Origin of the sequence: Vibrio sp. 10N.247.310.17, assembly GCF_041466605.1 — a bacterium.
Taxonomy (GTDB): Bacteria; Pseudomonadota; Gammaproteobacteria; order Enterobacterales; family Vibrionaceae; genus Vibrio; species Vibrio tasmaniensis_A.
Window position 1 is genome coordinate 40439 of record NZ_JBFSTC010000022.1, and the last position, 18674, is coordinate 59112.

At 44.7% G+C, this 18674-nt stretch carries 14 protein-coding genes and 1 tRNA gene; 11 read left to right on the top strand and 4 right to left on the bottom strand.

What is annotated here, in order from left to right; genetic code table 11:
* Window positions 1-182: 182 nt before the first annotated feature.
* Together AB6D80_RS08865 and AB6D80_RS08870 are read left to right on the top strand one after the other, a co-directional pair.
* Window positions 183-1382, top strand: a complete 1200-nt coding sequence (locus tag AB6D80_RS08865) for a NupC/NupG family nucleoside CNT transporter (protein ID WP_102249267.1) — start codon at window positions 183-185, stop codon at window positions 1380-1382.
* 185 nt (window positions 1383-1567) lie between these two features.
* Window positions 1568-3382, top strand: coding sequence for a cation:proton antiporter (locus AB6D80_RS08870; protein ID WP_372188323.1), 1815 nt, complete (start codon window positions 1568-1570; stop codon window positions 3380-3382).
* Between the two features lie 119 nt (window positions 3383-3501).
* Here AB6D80_RS08870 and folD read toward each other — a convergent pair whose 3' ends face one another.
* Window positions 3502-4359 (bottom strand): bifunctional methylenetetrahydrofolate dehydrogenase/methenyltetrahydrofolate cyclohydrolase FolD, encoded by an 858-nt coding sequence (gene folD / locus AB6D80_RS08875; RefSeq protein WP_012603477.1) that lies wholly within the window; start codon window positions 4357-4359, stop codon window positions 3502-3504.
* A 211-nt stretch (window positions 4360-4570) separates the two neighbouring features.
* Between folD and AB6D80_RS08880 the strand changes: the two genes are divergently transcribed.
* Window positions 4571-4647 (top strand) — tRNA-Arg (locus tag AB6D80_RS08880).
* A 113-nt stretch (window positions 4648-4760) separates the two neighbouring features.
* On the opposite strand, the gene AB6D80_RS08885 is transcribed toward AB6D80_RS08880, so the two are convergent.
* Window positions 4761-5264: a GNAT family N-acetyltransferase gene (locus AB6D80_RS08885; RefSeq protein WP_371727029.1), complete on the bottom strand. Its 504-nt coding sequence runs from the start codon at window positions 5262-5264 to the stop codon at window positions 4761-4763.
* A 297-nt stretch (window positions 5265-5561) separates the two neighbouring features.
* Between AB6D80_RS08885 and aroC the strand changes: the two genes are divergently transcribed.
* On the top strand, window positions 5562-6647 hold the full coding sequence (gene aroC, locus AB6D80_RS08890; RefSeq protein ID WP_004734182.1) for a chorismate synthase: 1086 nt from the start codon (window positions 5562-5564) through the stop codon (window positions 6645-6647).
* Window positions 6648-6760: 113 nt separating this feature from the next.
* Here the strand turns inward: aroC and AB6D80_RS08895 are convergent, their stop codons facing one another.
* Complete coding sequence (locus AB6D80_RS08895; RefSeq protein WP_029405962.1) at window positions 6761-7384, bottom strand: trimeric intracellular cation channel family protein; 624 nt, start codon at window positions 7382-7384, stop codon at window positions 6761-6763.
* A 299-nt stretch (window positions 7385-7683) separates the two neighbouring features.
* Between AB6D80_RS08895 and AB6D80_RS08900 the strand changes: the two genes are divergently transcribed.
* The 3 genes from AB6D80_RS08900 (at window position 7684) to AB6D80_RS08910 (ending at window position 9197) form a co-directional block, all read left to right on the top strand.
* Window positions 7684-8214: an elongation factor P hydroxylase gene (locus AB6D80_RS08900; protein ID WP_017079495.1), complete on the top strand. Its 531-nt coding sequence runs from the start codon at window positions 7684-7686 to the stop codon at window positions 8212-8214.
* Between the two features lie 9 nt (window positions 8215-8223).
* Window positions 8224-8487 (top strand): YfcL family protein, encoded by a 264-nt coding sequence (locus AB6D80_RS08905; RefSeq protein WP_004734185.1) that lies wholly within the window; start codon window positions 8224-8226, stop codon window positions 8485-8487.
* Window positions 8488-8675: 188 nt separating this feature from the next.
* Window positions 8676-9197 carry an NADPH-dependent FMN reductase gene (locus tag AB6D80_RS08910; RefSeq protein WP_372188325.1) on the top strand — a complete coding sequence of 174 codons (522 nt, stop codon included), beginning with the start codon at window positions 8676-8678 and terminating at the stop codon, window positions 9195-9197.
* 146 nt (window positions 9198-9343) lie between these two features.
* Here AB6D80_RS08910 and mnmC read toward each other — a convergent pair whose 3' ends face one another.
* The gene (gene mnmC / locus AB6D80_RS08915; protein ID WP_372188327.1) at window positions 9344-11422 is read right to left on the bottom strand and encodes a bifunctional tRNA (5-methylaminomethyl-2-thiouridine)(34)-methyltransferase MnmD/FAD-dependent 5-carboxymethylaminomethyl-2-thiouridine(34) oxidoreductase MnmC; all 2079 of its coding nucleotides are present in this window, start codon (window positions 11420-11422) and stop codon (window positions 9344-9346) included.
* Between the two features lie 128 nt (window positions 11423-11550).
* Here mnmC and fabB point away from each other — a divergent pair, with 128 nt between their 5' ends.
* The 4 genes from fabB to AB6D80_RS08935 form a co-directional block, all read left to right on the top strand.
* A complete protein-coding gene (gene fabB / locus AB6D80_RS08920) occupies window positions 11551-12762 on the top strand; it encodes a beta-ketoacyl-ACP synthase I (protein ID WP_009848735.1) in 1212 nt (403 codons plus the stop codon).
* 513 nt (window positions 12763-13275) lie between these two features.
* Window positions 13276-14409 carry a 4-phosphoerythronate dehydrogenase gene (locus tag AB6D80_RS08925; RefSeq protein WP_102257949.1) on the top strand — a complete coding sequence of 378 codons (1134 nt, stop codon included), beginning with the start codon at window positions 13276-13278 and terminating at the stop codon, window positions 14407-14409.
* A 12-nt stretch (window positions 14410-14421) separates the two neighbouring features.
* Window positions 14422-15435, top strand: a complete 1014-nt coding sequence (locus AB6D80_RS08930; RefSeq protein ID WP_102249272.1) for an aspartate-semialdehyde dehydrogenase — start codon at window positions 14422-14424, stop codon at window positions 15433-15435.
* Window positions 15436-15644: 209 nt separating this feature from the next.
* On the top strand, window positions 15645-18674 hold a 3030-nt coding region (locus tag AB6D80_RS08935), incomplete at its 3' end, for a FimV/HubP family polar landmark protein (RefSeq protein ID WP_372188328.1).

Here is an 18674-nt window from a genome sequence, read left to right on the forward strand (position 1 = left end):
ATTTCCATATGGAAAAAGTATGCTTTTTGAACAAGTTAATCCATTAAAATTCAATGCTTTAATCTAATCTTGGGCAAGTTGCTGATAATCCCAACATCACATTAACAACCGCACCTTGCCGCAAACGATTTCCTCTATACAATGCGTCGCCTTTCCTACCTACAACTTTTAGGTTGACGCATATGGCTTCCCTACTTGGAATTATCACTATTTTAGTAGCCGCTTGGTTACTATCTACGGACAGAAAAAATATCCCGCTAAGAACTGTCTCTTTGGCTTTCTTACTGCAAATCTCATTCGCGCTATTGGTTCTTTATGTGCCAATGGGTAAAGAAGCGCTGAATGCAGCTACTGGTGCGGTGTCTAGCTTGATCAACTACGGTCAAGAGGGGATTAACTTCCTATTCGGTGGCCTAACGAATAACGGATTTGTTTTCGCTATTAATGTTCTCGGCATCATTATCTTTTTCTCTGCATTGATTTCAGGTTTGTATCACATCGGCTTTATGCCAAAGGTGATCAACATAATCGGCGGTGCTTTGCAGAAGTTTCTAGGCACAGGTCGTGCGGAGTCACTGTCTGCAACGGCAAACATTTTTGTTGGCATGATCGAAGCGCCATTGGTGGTTAAGCCTTACCTAAAACATATGACGGACTCACAACTGTTTGCTGTGATGGTATGTGGTTTGGCTTCTGTTGCTGGCGGCACGCTAGTGGGTTATGCATCGCTGGGTGTTGACCTAAACTATCTGATCGCTGCGGCATTCATGTCGGCACCAGCTGGTCTATTGATGGCTAAAATCTTAGTACCAGGCAGCCCAGAGGATGTTCAAGAAGATATTGAGTCTGGTGTAGAGATTCCACGAGCAACAAACGTAGTTGAGGCAATGGCAGATGGGGCTATGTCTGGACTTCGTATTGCCGTTGCGGTGGGTGCGACACTTCTAGCCTTTATCAGTGTGATTGCGATGCTGAATGGCTTGTTAGGTATTGTTGGTGGCTGGTTTGGCGTAAACCTAAGCTTCGAACTTATCCTAGGTTATGTGTTCGCACCCGTTGCATGGCTGATCGGTGTACCGTGGTCTGAAGCTGTGGTTGCAGGCTCGCTGATCGGTAACAAAATCGTTGTGAATGAGTTTGTGGCTTTCATCCAGTTAATGGACGTAAAAGATGCACTGAGTGAGCACTCAAAAGCGATCGTTACTTTTGCACTATGTGGTTTTGCTAACATCTCTACCATGGCGATTCTGATTGGCGGTTTGGGTAGCTTAGTTCCAGAGCGTCGCTCTTTCATCTCACAATATGGCTTCAAAGCGATTTGTGCGGGTGTGCTTGCCAACTTAATGAGCGCTGCGATCGCTGGCGTGGTGCTTTCTCTGTAGCTAGATGATAAGTACAGAGTGGATGAGTCAGTCACTTTATTTCCCCTATAGTAAAGTGACTGATTAATCACACTAATATTCGGTTAGCATGAAAAAGAGAGCCTATAGTTTAATGACATAGGCTTTCTTGTTTCAGCAAATAGGTTTGTATCACAAGGTGTGGTGCAAATTTTTTAGGGGCACAAATGGATTTGTCGATTACTTCATCCTTGGCGTTAATTGGACTGCTGTCCTTAACGTGTCAATTGTTAGGCTGGCGCTTACGTCTTCCTGCTATTCTTCCTCTTCTTATTGTCGGCCTACTTTTAGGTCCCGGTCTTAACATCCTTAATCCCGATGCCATTTTTGGTGACGTGCTATTTCCGCTGATTTCATTAGGTGTCGCTATTATTCTGTTTGAAGGTGCATTGACCCTGAATTTCAAGGAAATAAGAGGTCATGGTCGTATGGTGACGCACCTCGTGAGTTTCGGCATGCTGATTACTTGGGCGTGTATTGTTGTTGGTGCTTATTACTTTGTGGACTTCAGTTGGCCATTAGCCGCGCTGTTTGCTGCCTTAGTGGTGGTGACGGGTCCAACCGTTATTGTTCCCATGCTGCGCAGCATTCAGCCCAAATCTTCGTTAGGCAGCATCTTGCGCTGGGAAGGGATAGTGATTGATCCGATTGGCGCTCTGTTTGCCGTTCTCGTTTACGAATACATTGTTTCTTCAGCCGATCCTACAAGCCATGTACTGTCGGCTTTGGGGCTGACTCTAGCCATCGGTTTAGGCTTAGGGATCATCGGTGGCTATTTGATTGCCAAGATGCTGAAAGGGCATTGGGTTCCGCATTATTTGCGTAACGTGGCAGTTCTAACGTTGATGTTGGCGGCATTCTCTTTTTCTAATGATCTGAGTGAAGAGTCTGGCCTATTAACCGTGACCATCATGGGCATCTGGCTCGCCAACGTGAAAGGCTTGGATCTTGAAGACATTATTGAGTTCAAAGAGACCTTAACCGTGTTACTCATTTCTGCGTTGTTTATTCTGTTAGCTAGCAGGCTTGATTCAGGGACTTTTCTCTCAATAGGTTGGGGCGGAATTGGCTTATTAGCGGTCGTCATGCTGGTGGCTCGTCCTCTGAGTGTGTGGATCAGCGGGATCGGCACGGATCTTACCTCAGCAGATAAATGGTTTTTGAGCTGGATGGCGCCTCGCGGGATCGTTGCTGCCGCAGTTTCTTCTCTGTTTGCTATCAAACTTCAAGAGAAGCAATTAATCGAAGGGGCGGATCTACTGGTGCCCATGGTGTTCTTGGTCATTATTGGTACGGTTGTGATTCAGAGCCTAACCGCGAGTTGGTGGGCGAGAAGGTTGGGTGTGACTCAAGAGAAAGCACAAGGGGTTATCTTCTTTGGTGCGACTCATTTTTCACGCCAGTTTGCCAAAGTGCTGGCGACACACAGCATCAACAGTGTGCTTGCTGATACCAACTGGGAGAGCATTCGCTTAGCGCGTATGGATAATCTGAATGTCTATTTTGGTAACCCAGCCTCAAATCACGCGGAAAATAATCTGGAATTGGATGGGATAGGGCGCGCCATGATCGTCTCGCCTTATCGTCAAACCAACCCATTAGTCAGTATGCATTATCAAGATGAGTTTGGTGAAAACAAGGTGTTTGAGCTTGAATCGACAGAAACTAAACACGAAAGGCATTCAGTGAGTCGAGATGGCAACAGAAGTCTGTTTTCGGAAGGAATTACCTATTCCAAGCTTAACTCCTTGATGGCTCAAGGCTGCCAAATAAAGAGTACAGGTTTGACCGAAGCGTTTGACCTTAATGAGTTTAACGCCCTGTATCCTAAAGCGATTCCACTCGGTGTGATTACTGGCGGTGATTTCCGTTTAGTGACACAAGGTTCTGATTTGGAAAAACTGGTATCAACGGAGTGTGCGATCATTAGTTTATTGCCGCCTTCGGATCCAACGGAAAGAACTGATGCTCCAGATAAGTAGTGAGTGCTCTGTATTTAAAGCGAGTCACTTTGTATCAAAAACGAATAGCTCAGTATCAAAAAAGCCGCAACGTTTTAACGCTGCGGCTTTTTAATTCTGTTTATGCTGTCGTTCGCAGATTATTTAGAGTGGAATTGCTCACAAGCGATCATGGTGTTCTCGATTAGGCTTGCTACTGTCATTGGACCAACACCACCCGGAACTGGTGTGATGAAGCTTGCGCTCTCTTTCGCGACATCGTATTCAACGTCGCCAACGAGTTTGCCAGATTCCAAACGATTGATACCTACATCGACCACAACAGCACCTTTCTTAATCCAAGCACCAGGAATGAAGTTAGGCTTACCAACGGCTACAACAACAACATCTGCTTGACGTACATGACCCTCAAGGTCTTTGGTGAAGCGGTGACATGTTGTCGTTGTACAACCGGCTAGAAGAAGCTCTAATGTCATTGGGCGACCTACGATGTTTGATGCGCCAACCACAACCGCGTGTTTGCCACGTAAGTCGATGTTATAACGGTCAAGCAGCGTAATGATGCCTTTAGGCGTACAAGAGCGAAGCTTAGGCATACGCTGAGCCAAACGACCTACGTTGTATGGGTGGAAGCCATCAACGTCTTTTTCTGGCGTGATGCGCTCAAGAACTTGAGTGCTATCAATACCAGCCGGCAGAGGAAGTTGAACAAGAATACCGTCAATCTCCGGGTCTTCGTTCAGTTGGTCTACCAGTGTTAATAATTCGTCTTCTGTAGCAGTGGCTGGCAAGTCGTAAGATTTAGATACGAAGCCAACTTCTTCACATGCTTTACGTTTACTTCCTACGTAAACCTGAGAAGCAGGGTCTTCACCCACTAAAACAACCGCTAGGCCCGGAGCGCGTAATCCAGCTTGAGTGCGAGCTTTTACACGAGCCGCAACTTCAGAGCGAACCGTTTGAGAAATTAGCTTTCCATCAATATTTTGAGCAGTCATGAATTTCCTTAGTATTGATATTCAAGTTAGTGGCTGATGTTTTTGGCGCATTATTCCAGAAAATCTTTTTGATTACCATCAAGCAAACGTTTGCTTTGTTCTATTTTCCAACACTTATAATCCTATTGCACTTTTTTTACTCACTTGGATCAGAATGTTACATAAAGCCGTTGCTTTACTGATTCGAATTCGTATAATCCTTCCCTGTAGCGCGCCCTTAGCTCAGCTGGATAGAGCACCTCCCTTCTAAGGAGGTGGTCGAAGGTTCGAATCCTTCAGGGCGTACCACTATTTAAAGAAACCCGATAACTCTCTGAGTTGTCGGGTTTTTTGCATTTCAGAACGACTTAATCTATCAAAACCATGTTTTGTATTTCGATGCCTCTGTCTTTTGTCTTTTGCTAAACGGCCACTAGCTGTGGGGTATATCTAAGACCTAACATACTGCACCCATCTTCCAAATAACTGTCGGTGACAACGTTGAATCCGAATTTACCATAGTAGTCTTTGAGATGTGCTTGTGCCGAAATAAAAATTGAACAGTCAGGGTACGCCTCGCGGGTTGCATCAAAGCTTACTTGCATCAGCTGATTACCAATCTGTTTACCGCGATAATCCTTTGCTACGATCACTCGCCCGATACAAACATCATCTGCATCAGAATCGAGCAGAGGGAGAACATCTACGGGGTATCCAAGCTTCTGAGCCATAATTCGACTGTAAGCTACTAGTTGCCCGTTCTCATAACCCATGACGTGATAGGTTTCTGGATGGCTATCTTTGCCGTCTAGATCACTATAGGGTGTGTTCATATCGACGATAAAAATATCGACTCTTTGCTGTAAGAAATCATAGAGCTCTTGAACAGACAGCTCCGAAAATTTTTTAACTCTCCACTCGATCATCACTTTTCTCCTTATTATTTTGGGCTACAACATAGATAGTATTCAAACCGAGTTCATTAACCTTTGTTAACTGGCCATGAAACTATTCAAAATCACCACTTTAAAGCACCACTCATTTCCCCTCGTTATTCATTTCATTCGGCTCATGTAATAGAAAGTTAAAATTGTTGGTTTTTTGGGGTTTACATCATTTGGTAATAAAGCCAATATGAATTCACGAAGAATAGACAAGTAAAGCTGTTAACCCGTAGGTTTAGGAATCAAACCTTCTGCTCAATGGCTGATTTAGAGGAAGTAATGGCAGGAAACAGTATCGGACAACATTTCCGCGTGACTACGTTCGGAGAAAGTCACGGTATCGCACTAGGATGTATCGTAGATGGGTGCCCACCAGGATTAGAAATTACCGAAGCAGACCTTCAAAGAGATTTGGATCGTCGTCGCCCAGGTACTTCTCGTTATACAACGGCTCGCCGTGAAGCGGATGAAGTAAAGATTTTATCCGGTGTATTTGAAGGCCAGACTACGGGTACTTCTATTGGTCTATTGATTGAAAATACAGACCAACGCTCTAAAGACTATTCCGAAATTAAAGACAAGTTCCGCCCTGGCCACGCTGATTATACCTACCATCAAAAGTACGGTGTGCGTGATTACCGAGGTGGCGGTCGCTCTTCTGCTCGTGAAACTGCAATGCGTGTTGCGGCAGGTGCGATTGCGAAGAAATACCTTAAGCAAGAATTTGGTGTTGAAATCCAAGCTTATCTTTCTCAAATGGGTGATATCTCAATTGATAAAGTGGATTGGAACGAGATCGAAAACAACGCTTTCTTCTGTCCTGATGCCGACAAAGTACCTGAATTTGACCAGCTGATTCGTGATTTGCTAAAAGAAGGCAACTCGATCGGTGCGAAGATTCAAGTAGTTGCGACTAAAGTGCCTGTAGGCCTTGGTGAGCCAATCTTTGATCGTCTAGATGCAGACATCGCGCACGCTCTAATGAGCATCAATGCGGTGAAAGGTGTTGAGATTGGTGATGGCTTTGATGTGGTTAATCAACGCGGTAGTGAACACCGTGATCCATTAACTCCGGAAGGTTTCAGCAGCAACCATGCTGGCGGTATCTTAGGTGGTATTTCTACTGGCCAAGATATTGTGGCAAGCATTGCGCTTAAACCCACATCAAGCATTACCGTTCCTGGTGACACGATCACTAAAGACGGTGAAGCAACGCAGTTAATCACTAAAGGTCGTCACGATCCATGTGTTGGTATCCGTGCAGTGCCTATTGCTGAAGCGATGCTGGCTATCGTGTTGCTTGACCACTTACTGCGTCACCGTGGTCAAAACTTTGGTGTGACAACAGAAACGCCAAAAATCTAGTTCTGCTTCGTTTTATTCAGAACAGATTTGAAACTGATTTGAGAGAAACCAAAAAGGGTTGCTTCGTAATGAAGCAACCCTTTTTATATTCTGCGTCATTGAGAATATATTATCTAATGCACAGAGCTTTCCGGATCAAGCTGGAACGAAGGCAAGCGCCATTTGAATCTTACGGCAGCCATACGCAGCAAGTAGCCAACCACAAGCGTAACAATCGTTGTTGTTACGTCGTTTATGCCAAGCTCAAGCAAACCTAGGTATAAACCTGAAGCGACAAGGGCGACAGATGCGTACAGCTCTTCATGCAGAACCAGTGGCGTTTGACGACAGATAAGATCGCGCAGCAGGCCACCAAACACGCCAGTGACCAATGCAGACACCATACAGATCATTGGGTGCAGACCCATGGTCATCGCCACTTTAGTACCAATGATACTGAATACGATAAGCCCCAGCGCATCCAAACGAATGAATAACCCTTTTAGCTTGATTACCCATTTAGCCAGTCCTGTTGTGATAACACCCGCGATACAGGTGATCGCCAGATATTGTGGGTTTTCAACCCAACCTAAAGGGTAATGGCCGAGTAAGATATCTCGTACTGTACCGCCGCCAATTGCCGTTGCACTTGCAACCAACATTACACCAAACCAATCCATTTTTTGTTTGCCAGCGCTGAGAGCGCCGGTCATGGCTTCTGCCGTGATGCCAATGATATACAAAACACTTAGTAGCATTGCTGTAGCTCTATAATTTAGGTCTATAAATTGGAGTCTTATAGGCCATAGGGATATAAAAATGAAGCGCGAGTGTAGTAGTAAAAACGCTGATTGACGAATGAATATTTGTACCGTGAATAGGCATTTCAGATTAGCTAAACTAATCATTCACCTCAAAATGGTGTAATCTGGGATCAGCAATCGATTGTCATCGTAAAGTATTATGATGAACCTAATGTCATTGCCAGTGATAGGGCTTTACCGAGCGCTTAAAAAAACGCAAAATGCCCCAGTTCTTTTTATTTAAATTTGATCTTATGACGCACCAATACCCAGATATCATCGACATTTTCAATCAAACCTTTTTCGAGAGCTTCAATACCAAGCTAGAACTGGGAGCGGACGAGCCTATTTACCTGCCAGCCGATGGGGAGGTTTCTCATCACCGTATCGTATTTGCTCGCGGCTTTTACGCGTCAGCACTTCACGAGATAGCACACTGGTGTGTGGCTGGTCCTGAACGTCGTTTATTGGAAGATTTTGGTTACTGGTATGAGCCTGATGGCCGAACTGAGTCGGTTCAAGCTGAGTTTGAAAAAGTAGAAATTCGCCCACAAGCGTATGAATGGATCATTGCGACCAGTGCAGGCTTTCCTTTTAATGTCAGCTGTGACAATCTACACGGCGATTTTGAGCCAGATCGTTTGGCCTTTATGAATAAAGTACACAGCGAAGTCATGGGTATCTTTGAAGCTGGCCTTCCGCCTCGCGTGAAAATGCTCTCTGAAGCATTACGCAGTTTCTATGATGTTGCACCTTTATGTACTAGCCAATTTATTGTGAAATAAGAGAATATTATGATTATCGAATTTGAAGAAAAACTACTTGAAGTAATTGATGCTCGCATTGAAAACGCATCAGACGATGAACTGTTTGCTGGTGGTTACTTACGTGGTCATATTTCTCTTTCAGTGGCTTCATGTGAAGAAGACGGCATTGAAGACGTAGCAGAAGTTAAATTGCGTATTGAGAAGAGCCTAGAAGACGCGCGTTCTGAATTGACGCCAGCCGATCGCACTATCGTTAATGACCTTTGGGTTGAGCTGCAAAACCAAGCTTAATTTTATTCGTCTAGCATTATTCGTCTACCGTAATTCGCTCATTACTCTTCCTCCTCACTTTTGAGCGAACCAATAATTTGAGACTCATTCGAAATTTTTGAATGAGTCCGTTCATTTCTTATGATGGTTCCATTTCCTGACTACGTTATTCTAATCCCACTTAACGGAACTATAGAAAAGGTCACATCATGAAAGTTATCGCATTTGGCGCAAGCACAAGCTCTACCTCTATCAATAAAGCACTAGCAACTTACGCAGCAAACTTGATTGAAGGTGCTGAAGTAAAAGTCCTAAACATCACCGATTACAACGTGCCTATGTTCAGTGAAGACACTGAAAAAGAGATTGGCCAAGCGGAAGGCGCTCAAGCATTTTTACGTGACCTAACTGAAGCCGATGCATTCGTTATCTCGTTTGCTGAACACAACGGTCATTACCCAGCAGCGTACAAAAACCTATTTGACTGGGCGACACGCATTGAGCGTTCAGTATTTGGCGAGAAGCCTGCGGTTTACTTAGCAACCTCACCAGGCCCAGGTGGTGCACAGACGGTACTTGGCGCAGCAACAGGTTCAGCACCATTTTTTGGCGGTAACGTTAAAGCGTCACTTTCAGTACCAAGCTTCTACGATAACTTTGATTTTGAGTCGGGTTCAATTAGCAACGAAGAGATTGCCGCTCAAATTAAAGACGCGATTGCTAAGCTGTAAATACTGCTTCGTTTAGAGCATCAGTTTAGAGCAACACGAATAACAAAAAGCCCGAGCGACATAATGTCGTTCGGGCTTTTGAGCTTATAACTTATTAGTTTCAGATATTCAGAAATTTCAGATGTTCAGAATAGCTGAACTAGAAACTACGGCTTTGATTTAGAATGCTTGTCCGCATCCCATCCAGCCGTTAATGCCTTACCTTTACGCAGTCTGCGTACCCACATTCGACTTGGGTGAATCGCCTCAAGCACATCAACAGGCAAGGGCAGCGGATCGCCACAGATTTGTGATGCTAATACTTCAGCCAATAATGGCGCGGAGCTCAAGCCACGTGAACCTAGCCCGATAAAGCAATAAAGGTTAGGGAAGCTTGTTACCGTTTGAACATCCTCAACCGAGTCGCGCTGCGGGTTGAAGTTGTGCAGGTCTTGGTACTGCTCCTTAATGGCTTCAAAGTCACCAACGTTTCCGACAAACGGTAAGTGGTCGCGGCTTACGCTTCGGATACCTTGGCGCGCTAAGTTGTCACTGGTGTCGACATCTTTGGCCCATGCTTGGTTTGGTAGCGACCCATGTAGGCGCTCGCCATTGTGTTGCTGAACCTCAATATCAAACTCTTGGTCGATATTGGTTTTGTCGTAGTTCGCACCAATACAGTGGTGACCATTGTTTGGGTTCTGTGGCGTCAGGTAGCCATCAAAGCACAACACGGTTTTTAGCTGGCTGAGATTTTCCGTGGTCGGAATATGGCTCACTTGGCCTTTAACTGGCGTCAGAGGTACTGGCTGAGTTTGTTCAAACTGAGTGAACTTGTGTCCATTCGCGACAACCACTTGGTCGTGCTTGGTTTGAATCTCACCTTGAGGTGTCTCAATCGTCAATAACCACTGTTGTTCAGCTTCGAGCCACTCAAGTTTCGTTACTTGATGTTGATAGTGTGCGCTCACTTGGTTGGTCTCTTCTAACCTGCCAATCAAACCTTGAGTCAGTTGGAGAGGGCTTAACCAACCTCCCAGTGGAAAGTAGACACTCTCTTTATCGACTGGTAAGCCAATCTTTTCGTTGGCTTGCTCTGGCGTTAAACGCTGAATCAGATCTGTGTGGAAATTGCCTTCTAACATGCGATTGAGCTTTTTAGTGGAGCCTTCATCCCACATCAAAATGTTCACGCCACACCAATTGTGATCGAAGTTTACTGATAGTGCTGCTTGATTAATAAATTGGCGAGCAAACAGTAACCCTGGACCAAACACGCGAGACACGTTCGATGTCGCTTCGCTGAGTAGCGGATAAATGGCACCTTGATTGTTGCCAGAGGCATTGCCCGCAGCTTGTTGGTGTTCACAATAAAGGGTGATGTTTTTACCACGTCGGCTTAGCGTTTTGGCTAATGCAGCACTGGCGACACCACCACCAATGATCGCAATGTCTTGTGATTCACTGTGCTCTGAAAGGCCATACCAAGGTTTAATGTTGGTGTGAGCGTGCTTCTCACCAAGTCGCCCGGCAATCATTTCCCGCTTAGTACCAAAGCCTTTAACTTTTTTCATCGCAAAGCCAGCTTCGATTAAACCGCGGCGAACAAAACCGGCAGCGGTAAACGTTGCACAGCTGCAATCTTGTTTTGCCAGTTTGGCCATGCCGTTGAATAGGTTTTGATTCCACATTTCAGGGTTTTTGCTTGGAGCAAAGCCATCTAAGAACCACGCATCGACTAAACCTTTGCGAGGGGTCGGCACGTTTGGCATACAATCCTTAATATCACCAAACCACAAATCAAGCGTGATAGCACCATCGCCTAACACAATGCGGTGACATTCGGGCAGGGCAATCGGGTAGTGTTCTTGGAGTTGTGTCACATACTCCGCTAATTCTGGCCACGATTGGTGCGCTTTGATGAGATCCTCTTTATTTAAAGGATATTTTTCAAAACTGATGAAATGTAACTCTTTGGTCATAGCTTGTGGGTTATCTTTAAGAAAAGCATCGAACCATTGCCAGACTGCGAGAAAGTTTAAACCTGTACCAAAACCGGTTTCAGCAATCACAAAACGGCGTTGTTGATGTTCAACCCAACGCTCTGGAAGGTGGTTTTGTTTTAAAAAGACGTAGCGAGTTTCTTCCAAACCGTTAACATTAGAGAAGTAAACGTCGTCAAATTGGTCTGAAACTGGCGTGCCAGACTCATTCCATTCCAGCTCTGCATTAGTAATTGAAGTCATAAAATCTATCATTTTGTGATTTGAAGCGATATGTTGGTAGGGATTGTACGAATTTCTAGGAAAGCTGACCACTTTTGTTAGGCTTCTTAGTTATCATCTAGCTGAATTTAGAATTATAGGAATGTCACATGAAACGAGTCGTAATCACCGGTATGGGTATTGTTTCAAGTATCGGTAACAACGTCGAAGAAGTTTTAGCATCACTGAAAGAGGGTAAATCAGGTATTACCGCTTCAGAGCAGTTCAAGGAAAATGGCTTGCGCTCTCAAGTTTGGGGTAACCTAAAAATGAACCCTGCTGACCATATCGATCGCAAAAAAATGCGCTTTATGGGTGATGCAGCGGCATTCGCTTATCTTTCAATGGAGCAAGCAATTGCTGACTCTGGTTTAACTGAAGATCAAGTATCTAATGACCGCACAGGTATCGTTGCGGGTTCAGGTGGTGCTTCATCTCTAAACCAAGTTAACGCTGTAGACATCATCCGTGAAAAAGGCGTTAAGCGCGTTGGTCCATACATGGTTCCACGTACAATGGCTTCTACGGTTTCTGCTTGTCTAGCAACACCTTTCAAAATCCGTGGTGTGAACTACTCTATGAGCTCTGCATGTGCAACATCTGCACACTGTATCGGTCACGCAATGGAGCTTATCCAACTTGGTAAGCAAGACGTAGTATTCGCTGGTGGCGGTGAAGAACTGGATTGGTCTCTGACTATGATGTTCGACGCAATGGGCGCACTTTCTACTAAGTACAACGACACGCCAGAATTGGCTTCTCGTACTTACGATGCTGACCGTGACGGTTTCGTTATCTCTGGTGGCGGCGGCATGCTAGTTATCGAAGAACTTGAGCACGCTGTTGCTCGTGGCGCAAAAATCTACGGCGAGATCGTGGGTTACGGCGCGACTTCAGATGGCTACGACATGGTTGCTCCTTCTGGCGAAGGCGCGGTTCGTTGTATGAAGATGGCAATGCAAAACGTTGATGGCGTTGACTACGTGAACACTCACGGTACTTCAACTCCTGTTGGTGACGTTAAAGAACTTGGTGCAATCCAAGAAGTCTTTGGCGGCAATAGCCCAGCAATCTCAGCAACTAAAGCGATGACAGGTCACGCTCTAGGTGCGGCTGGTGTACACGAAGCAATTTACTCAACGCTAATGCTTGATAACGGCTTCATCGCACCAAGCATTAACGTTGCAAACCTAGACGAAGCGGGCGAAGGCCTAGACATCGTAACCGAAGCTCGTGAACAAGAGCTAACAACGGTTATGTCTAACAGCTTTGGTTTCGGCGGTACGAACGCAACGCTAGTAATCAAAAAATACCAAGGCTAATTGAAGCTAAGGTTAAATTAATAAAAGGTTAATCGTTAGTGGGTGATGTGAGTGCTGATTCAACACGCACAGGTCGCTCATTAACCCTGCCCAACAGAACAAAGCTTTTATAAATATGGTTTTAAGCGTGTTTTTTAACCCTAGCTTTGTAAGCTTCGCTTTAGAAAATAGCTTTTTAAATCAAGATTTAGAAGTTGAAAGGTTTCCAGAGCTTGATCAGTACTGGCTTTGGTTAGTACTGGTTGAACAGACGCAAGACTCTGTCTCCTGGAGAGCGAGATAGGATCCTTTTGTTCTGGATGTTTGCCCGATTGTTTATTCAATCGGGCATTTTTCGTTTTAGCCGTTTGATATTTGGGTATGGAATCTTATGCCTGTTGTTTGTGCAGACTCAGTGATTCAGCCCTTTATTTATAATGTATTCCAATTGCTACTCGACACCGTGTGTGGAATTTTGCACAATCATTTCAATTCACATTTAGGTCGATAGACCCCAACAAAAGTACTCGCCAAATGAAAATCTTAATCGACGAAAATATGCCTTATGCTGAAGCGCTTTTTAGCCAGCTAGGGGAAGTGACAATGAAGTCTGGTCGCACATTAACAGCTGACGACCTAGTTGACGTAGACGCATTGATGATTCGCTCTGTTACTAAGGTAAACGAGTCATTGATCAGCAAAGCCAATAAGCTGAAGTTTGTCGGTACTGCGACGGCTGGTATGGATCATGTTGACCAAGAATTGATGAAAGAGCGTGGCATTTTCTTTACTGCGGCGCCTGGCTGTAACAAGGTGGGTGTTGCTGAGTACGCGTTCAGTGCGATGATGGTGCTTGCGCAGCAACAAGGTTTCTCTGTATTCGAAAAAACGGTCGGTATTATCGGCTGTGGGCAGGTAGGCAGTTACTTAGCGAAATGCCTTGAAGGTATTGGTATTAAAGTTCTGCTGAACGACCCTCTAAAACAGCAAGAGGGTGATACTCGTGAATTTACTGAGCTAGATACACTGCTTGAGCAGTCAGACGTCATCACTCTGCATACGCCAATCACTAAGACAGGTGAGTTCCCAACGCATCATTTGATCAATGAGCAAGTACTGAACAATTTACGTGCTGACCAAATTCTGATAAATGCGGCTCGTGGCCCAGTTGTTGATAACCAAGCGTTAAAAGCTCGCTTGCAAAAAGCCGATGGTTTCACTGCCGTTCTTGATGTGTTTGAGTTTGAACCTGAAGTCGACTTTGAACTTCTTCCATTGCTCGCTTTTGCAACACCTCACGTAGCGGGCTACGGTTTAGAGGGTAAAGCGCGTGGTACCACGATGATCTTCAACAGTTATTGTGAGTTTTTAGGTACTGAACAGCGTGCTTATGCAAGCGACCTCCTGCCGACAGCGCCAGTGCCTCAAATGAAATTAGATAGAGCTTGGGATGAAGCAACACTGCACAATTTGACTCAGTTGATCTATGATGTGCGCAAAGACGACGCCTTATTCCGTCGCAATATCTCTACGCCGGGTTCTTTTGACAAGATGCGTAAAGAATATTGGGACCGCAGAGAGTACAGTGCAGTCGAGTTAACGGGCGACGAATCTTGTAATTTAACGCCGTTATCTAAACTCGGTTTTATGGTAAAGCCAACTTTATAAAAGAGAGAAACAATGAGCCAAGAATTTAATATTGCTATTTTAGGTGCGACTGGTGCGGTTGGTGAAACCATTCTTGAAGTACTTAAAGAGCGTAAATTCCCTGTCGGTGAAATGCACTTACTAGCAAGTGAACGTAGTGAAGGCAAAACTTCCCGTTTTAACGGCAAAACAATACAAGTACAAAACGTAGAAGACTTCGATTGGTCTCAAGTACATATTGCATTTTTCTCTGCAGGTAGCGAGCTTTCAGAACGTTGGGCTCCAATCGCCGCTGACGAAGGTGTGGTTGTTATCGATAACACCTCACGTTTCCGTTACGAATACGATGTTCCTCTGGTTGTGCCTGAAGTGAACCCTGAAGCGATTGCTGAGTTCCGTAATCGCAACATCATTGCGAACCCGAACTGTTCTACTATTCAGATGGTAGTAGCACTTAAACCGATTCACGATGAAGTGGGCCTTGAGCGTATTAACGTTTCAACTTACCAATCTGTGTCTGGTGCAGGTAAGCCGGGTATCGATGAGCTAGCAGGTCAAACGGCTAAGCTTCTTAACGGTATGCCAGCTGACAAGTCAGCGTTCTCACAGCAGATCGCGTTCAACTGTATTCCTCAAATCGATGAATTTACAGAGAACGGCTACACACGTGAAGAAATGAAGATGGTTTGGGAAACTCAAAAGATCTTTGCTGATTCATCAATCACGGTTAACCCGACTTGTGTTCGTGTTCCTGTGTTCTATGGTCACGCTGAATCTCTACACATTGAAACTCGCGCGCCAATCGGTGCTGAGCAAGTGGTTCAGCTTCTAGAGAACACGGAAGGCGTAGAAGTTTTCCAAGCTCTAGACTTCCCAACACAGGTTCGTGATGCTGGTGGTAAAGACCACGTAATGGTTGGTCGTATTCGTAACGACATCAGCCATCACAGCGGTGTGAACATGTGGGTTGTCGCTGATAACGTTCGTAAAGGCGCAGCAACAAACGCAGTTCAAATCGCTGAAGTTCTGATTCGCGATTACTTCTAAGCTTCACTGCTTTGATAAACAAGCCTCACTCTTTTAGTGGGGCTTTTTTAATCGATTGAAAATATTGTTAGTCAAATTGTGTGAAATTGCTGCGAATATTGTCGCTGCAACACATTTTTTGTTTTCATCTCTATAGCTTTACGTCGTTTATCCGATATATTTAACAGTTCATCAATTTATTCGAATTTAAGCACCTAGCTGAGCCTTTTATGTTTCAATTTTTCAAGCCGTGGTTAATGCCTTTTGCCATTCTCATGGCGACTCAGATTTCCGTTGTTCGTGCAGATTCCATTCGAGTTGTAGGGCCTAATGGTCAGATACAATCAGCGCCTACGTTTTCCGAACCTCTTCAAAGAGCACAATTGAATCGTGCTGGGCCTTCTCGTTTTTACGGCCCAACTTTGGGGTCGGAAACATTGTGGTCAATTGCCTCAAGGTTACGCCCTGATAATTCCGTTTCAGTTCAGCAAACCTTGTTGGCTATTTATCGTCTAAATCCACAAGCGTTTGAAAACCAGAATATCCACAGCTTGCTGCCTGCCAGTAATTTACGAGTGCCTTCTTTAGAGCAAGCACGTGCAAGTTCTACACAGCAAGCCGTTAACATCATGAATGCGCACCTTGCTAAGCTCGATGCTCCTGCAAGTAAGCCTGTCGCTTCAAAACCCAAAGCGTCGAGTTCTGATGCAAAAAATGTTGCTCTTGCTAAGCAAGTAAGCACTACTGAAGCCGCTAAAAAGCCATTGTCTCCAACTCAATCATCTCAAGCTCAATCGGCTCCAACCCGAGAGGTGAATAAGTTAGAGAAACAGCTAGAGCTTTCAGAAACTGAGCTATTGTCACTTGAAGAGAAAAACCATCAACTTCGTCTGATGTTGTCGAATGTTCAATTGGAAGTGGATGAGCTAAAAACAGAACTTAGTGATGAAGACCGTATTCGTAGCGAAGTGGAAAAGCTGCTTGATGAAGAGCGTAGAAAGAACGCTGAGATTGCAAAAATGGCTCCAAGTGCCATGGATCAATTGTTATCAAATGGTTGGTTAGTTACTGCTCTTGCGGTTATTCCAGGCCTTCTACTTGGTCTTATCATAGTGATTTTGTTGGGGCGCCGTTCTAAAAATGATGAGCAGCAGCCGACACAAGACCAACCAATTCAATCAGATGCAAGTAGCGTCGCGCCTATCGCTTTAGGCGACGAGATGGACGACTTTGATAATGAATTGTCTTTAGACGATGAACAATTTGGCAATGAAGATGATGCTGATAAGTTATTTGATGACCAAGCATCGCCTGAAGAAGATGTATTTGCAGGTTTAGATGATTCTGATCTCGATTTTAATCTCGATGATGACGATGACGACCCATTTGCGAGCATCGGAGAAAATGGTGACTTAGACACTAACTTCGATGATCTGGAGTTAGACAGCAGCAACGGCATTAGTGTCAATGGCGATGACAAGGCGCTTGGTCTTGAAGAGATGGAGCGCGCACTTGATAAAACATCAGAAAGCGAACTCGGTTCTGATGAGGCCGACTTTGATCTTTCAGATGATAACTCAATGTCGAATGAAGATATTGAATCGCTACTATCACAGGATTCTGAGACTGAAGATCTAGGCTCTAACGAACTAGACCAATCTCTATTAGATGATCTATTTGCGCTTGATGATGAAGATGATGATAGCTTCGATATTGATGCTTTAATCTCAGAAGAGCAAAGTGATTCGATTTCTAATACCGACACATCAGCAACCGATGATTTTGACATTGATGCGCTTATCTCTGAACAACAGAGCGATACTGCACCTTCGGGCGTGAGCAACGATGAATTTGATATTGATTCGTTGATCTCAGAGCAGCAGACGTCACAACCTTCGGCTCCTAGTGTAGAAGATGATATTGATGACATCTTCGCTCAGGTTGCGGCTCAGAACGATCAAGTCAATGAGCCTGTGAATCTCGATAATGATGACGAGGTTGCTGAGAATCTAAACAGCGCTTTGGCGTCTGATGATGATATCGATAACATCCTTTCTCAGTTTGATCTGCCAACCGAAAGTGAAGAAACTCAAGGCAGTGTCGACCTGCTCGATGAGCAATTGACAGGGGATGATGTTGATCTCAGTAATTCAACAGATCTCCTAGATGATATGTTGGAAGATGAATCGGATGATGATTCTGAGAGTGATCCTCTAGGTTTTGACTCATTATCTGAACTCGAAGAACTCTCAGGCTTGTCGACCGATGATGAGCTAGATATTTCGGAAGACAGTACTGAAACCTTGGATGAGTTGATTGATGATTCTGATGATGACTTTGAACTCGATGCCGAGAGCACAGACTTACTAGATGATTTTCTAGACGAAGACGCCAATGATGCTCAAGTTACCGTCGAAGGTGACGAGACGTTAGATGAACTGCTAGGTAATGATCTATCAGTCGGTGAAACCGATGAACAAGATTCAGAATCTTTAGACCCATTTGATGATCTACTGACAAGTGGCATTGAAGACGAGCTTGAACCTGAAGGGAAGGCGTTTGATAAAGAGTTAGACGAAGCCTTTGGTTTTGACAACGGCAGCGATGAGTCCGAAAAGGATTCAGACGTCGAGCTTACTCCGTTAACCATAGAAACACATGAAGTTGAGTCTGAGCAAGCATCGGACATTAATGCAACACCACAAGCTGAAGTCGTTAGTGATGGATCGTTAGATTCGGAAATGATTCAAGACAGTGCTGACGTTAAGCCAGAAAATGATGAAGCCTTTAATCGTGATGACTTTATCGATGATTTATTCGGTGTCGCGCCGGCAACAGATGCGTTACTTGATGACTCGCTAGAAACAACAGACGAAGCATTGATTGATGAGTTAATGACTTCTGATGACAATGATTTATTGCCAGCGACAGAAGAGCTTGTTGAGTCATTAAGTGAAAATACGGTTGAACCAGAGCCGAAAGAAGCCGACGCCCAAGAACAGCGTGAAGAGATCGCTGCTAGTTATGAAGAGCAAGTATCGCCATCGTCTTTAAATGATATCTCTGAAGATGATGAAGAGACGGTTGAAGACTGGTTAGCCGAAGCTATAGACGATGTAGAGTCGCCTGCGAATGTTGCCTCTGATTTTGACTTTGAACCGAAAATCCAAGGTAGCGATCAGTTTGAAGATGTCGTTGAATCCTTGCCAGAGCCAGAGCCAGAGCCAGAGCCAGAGCCAGAGCCAGAGCCAGAGCCAGAG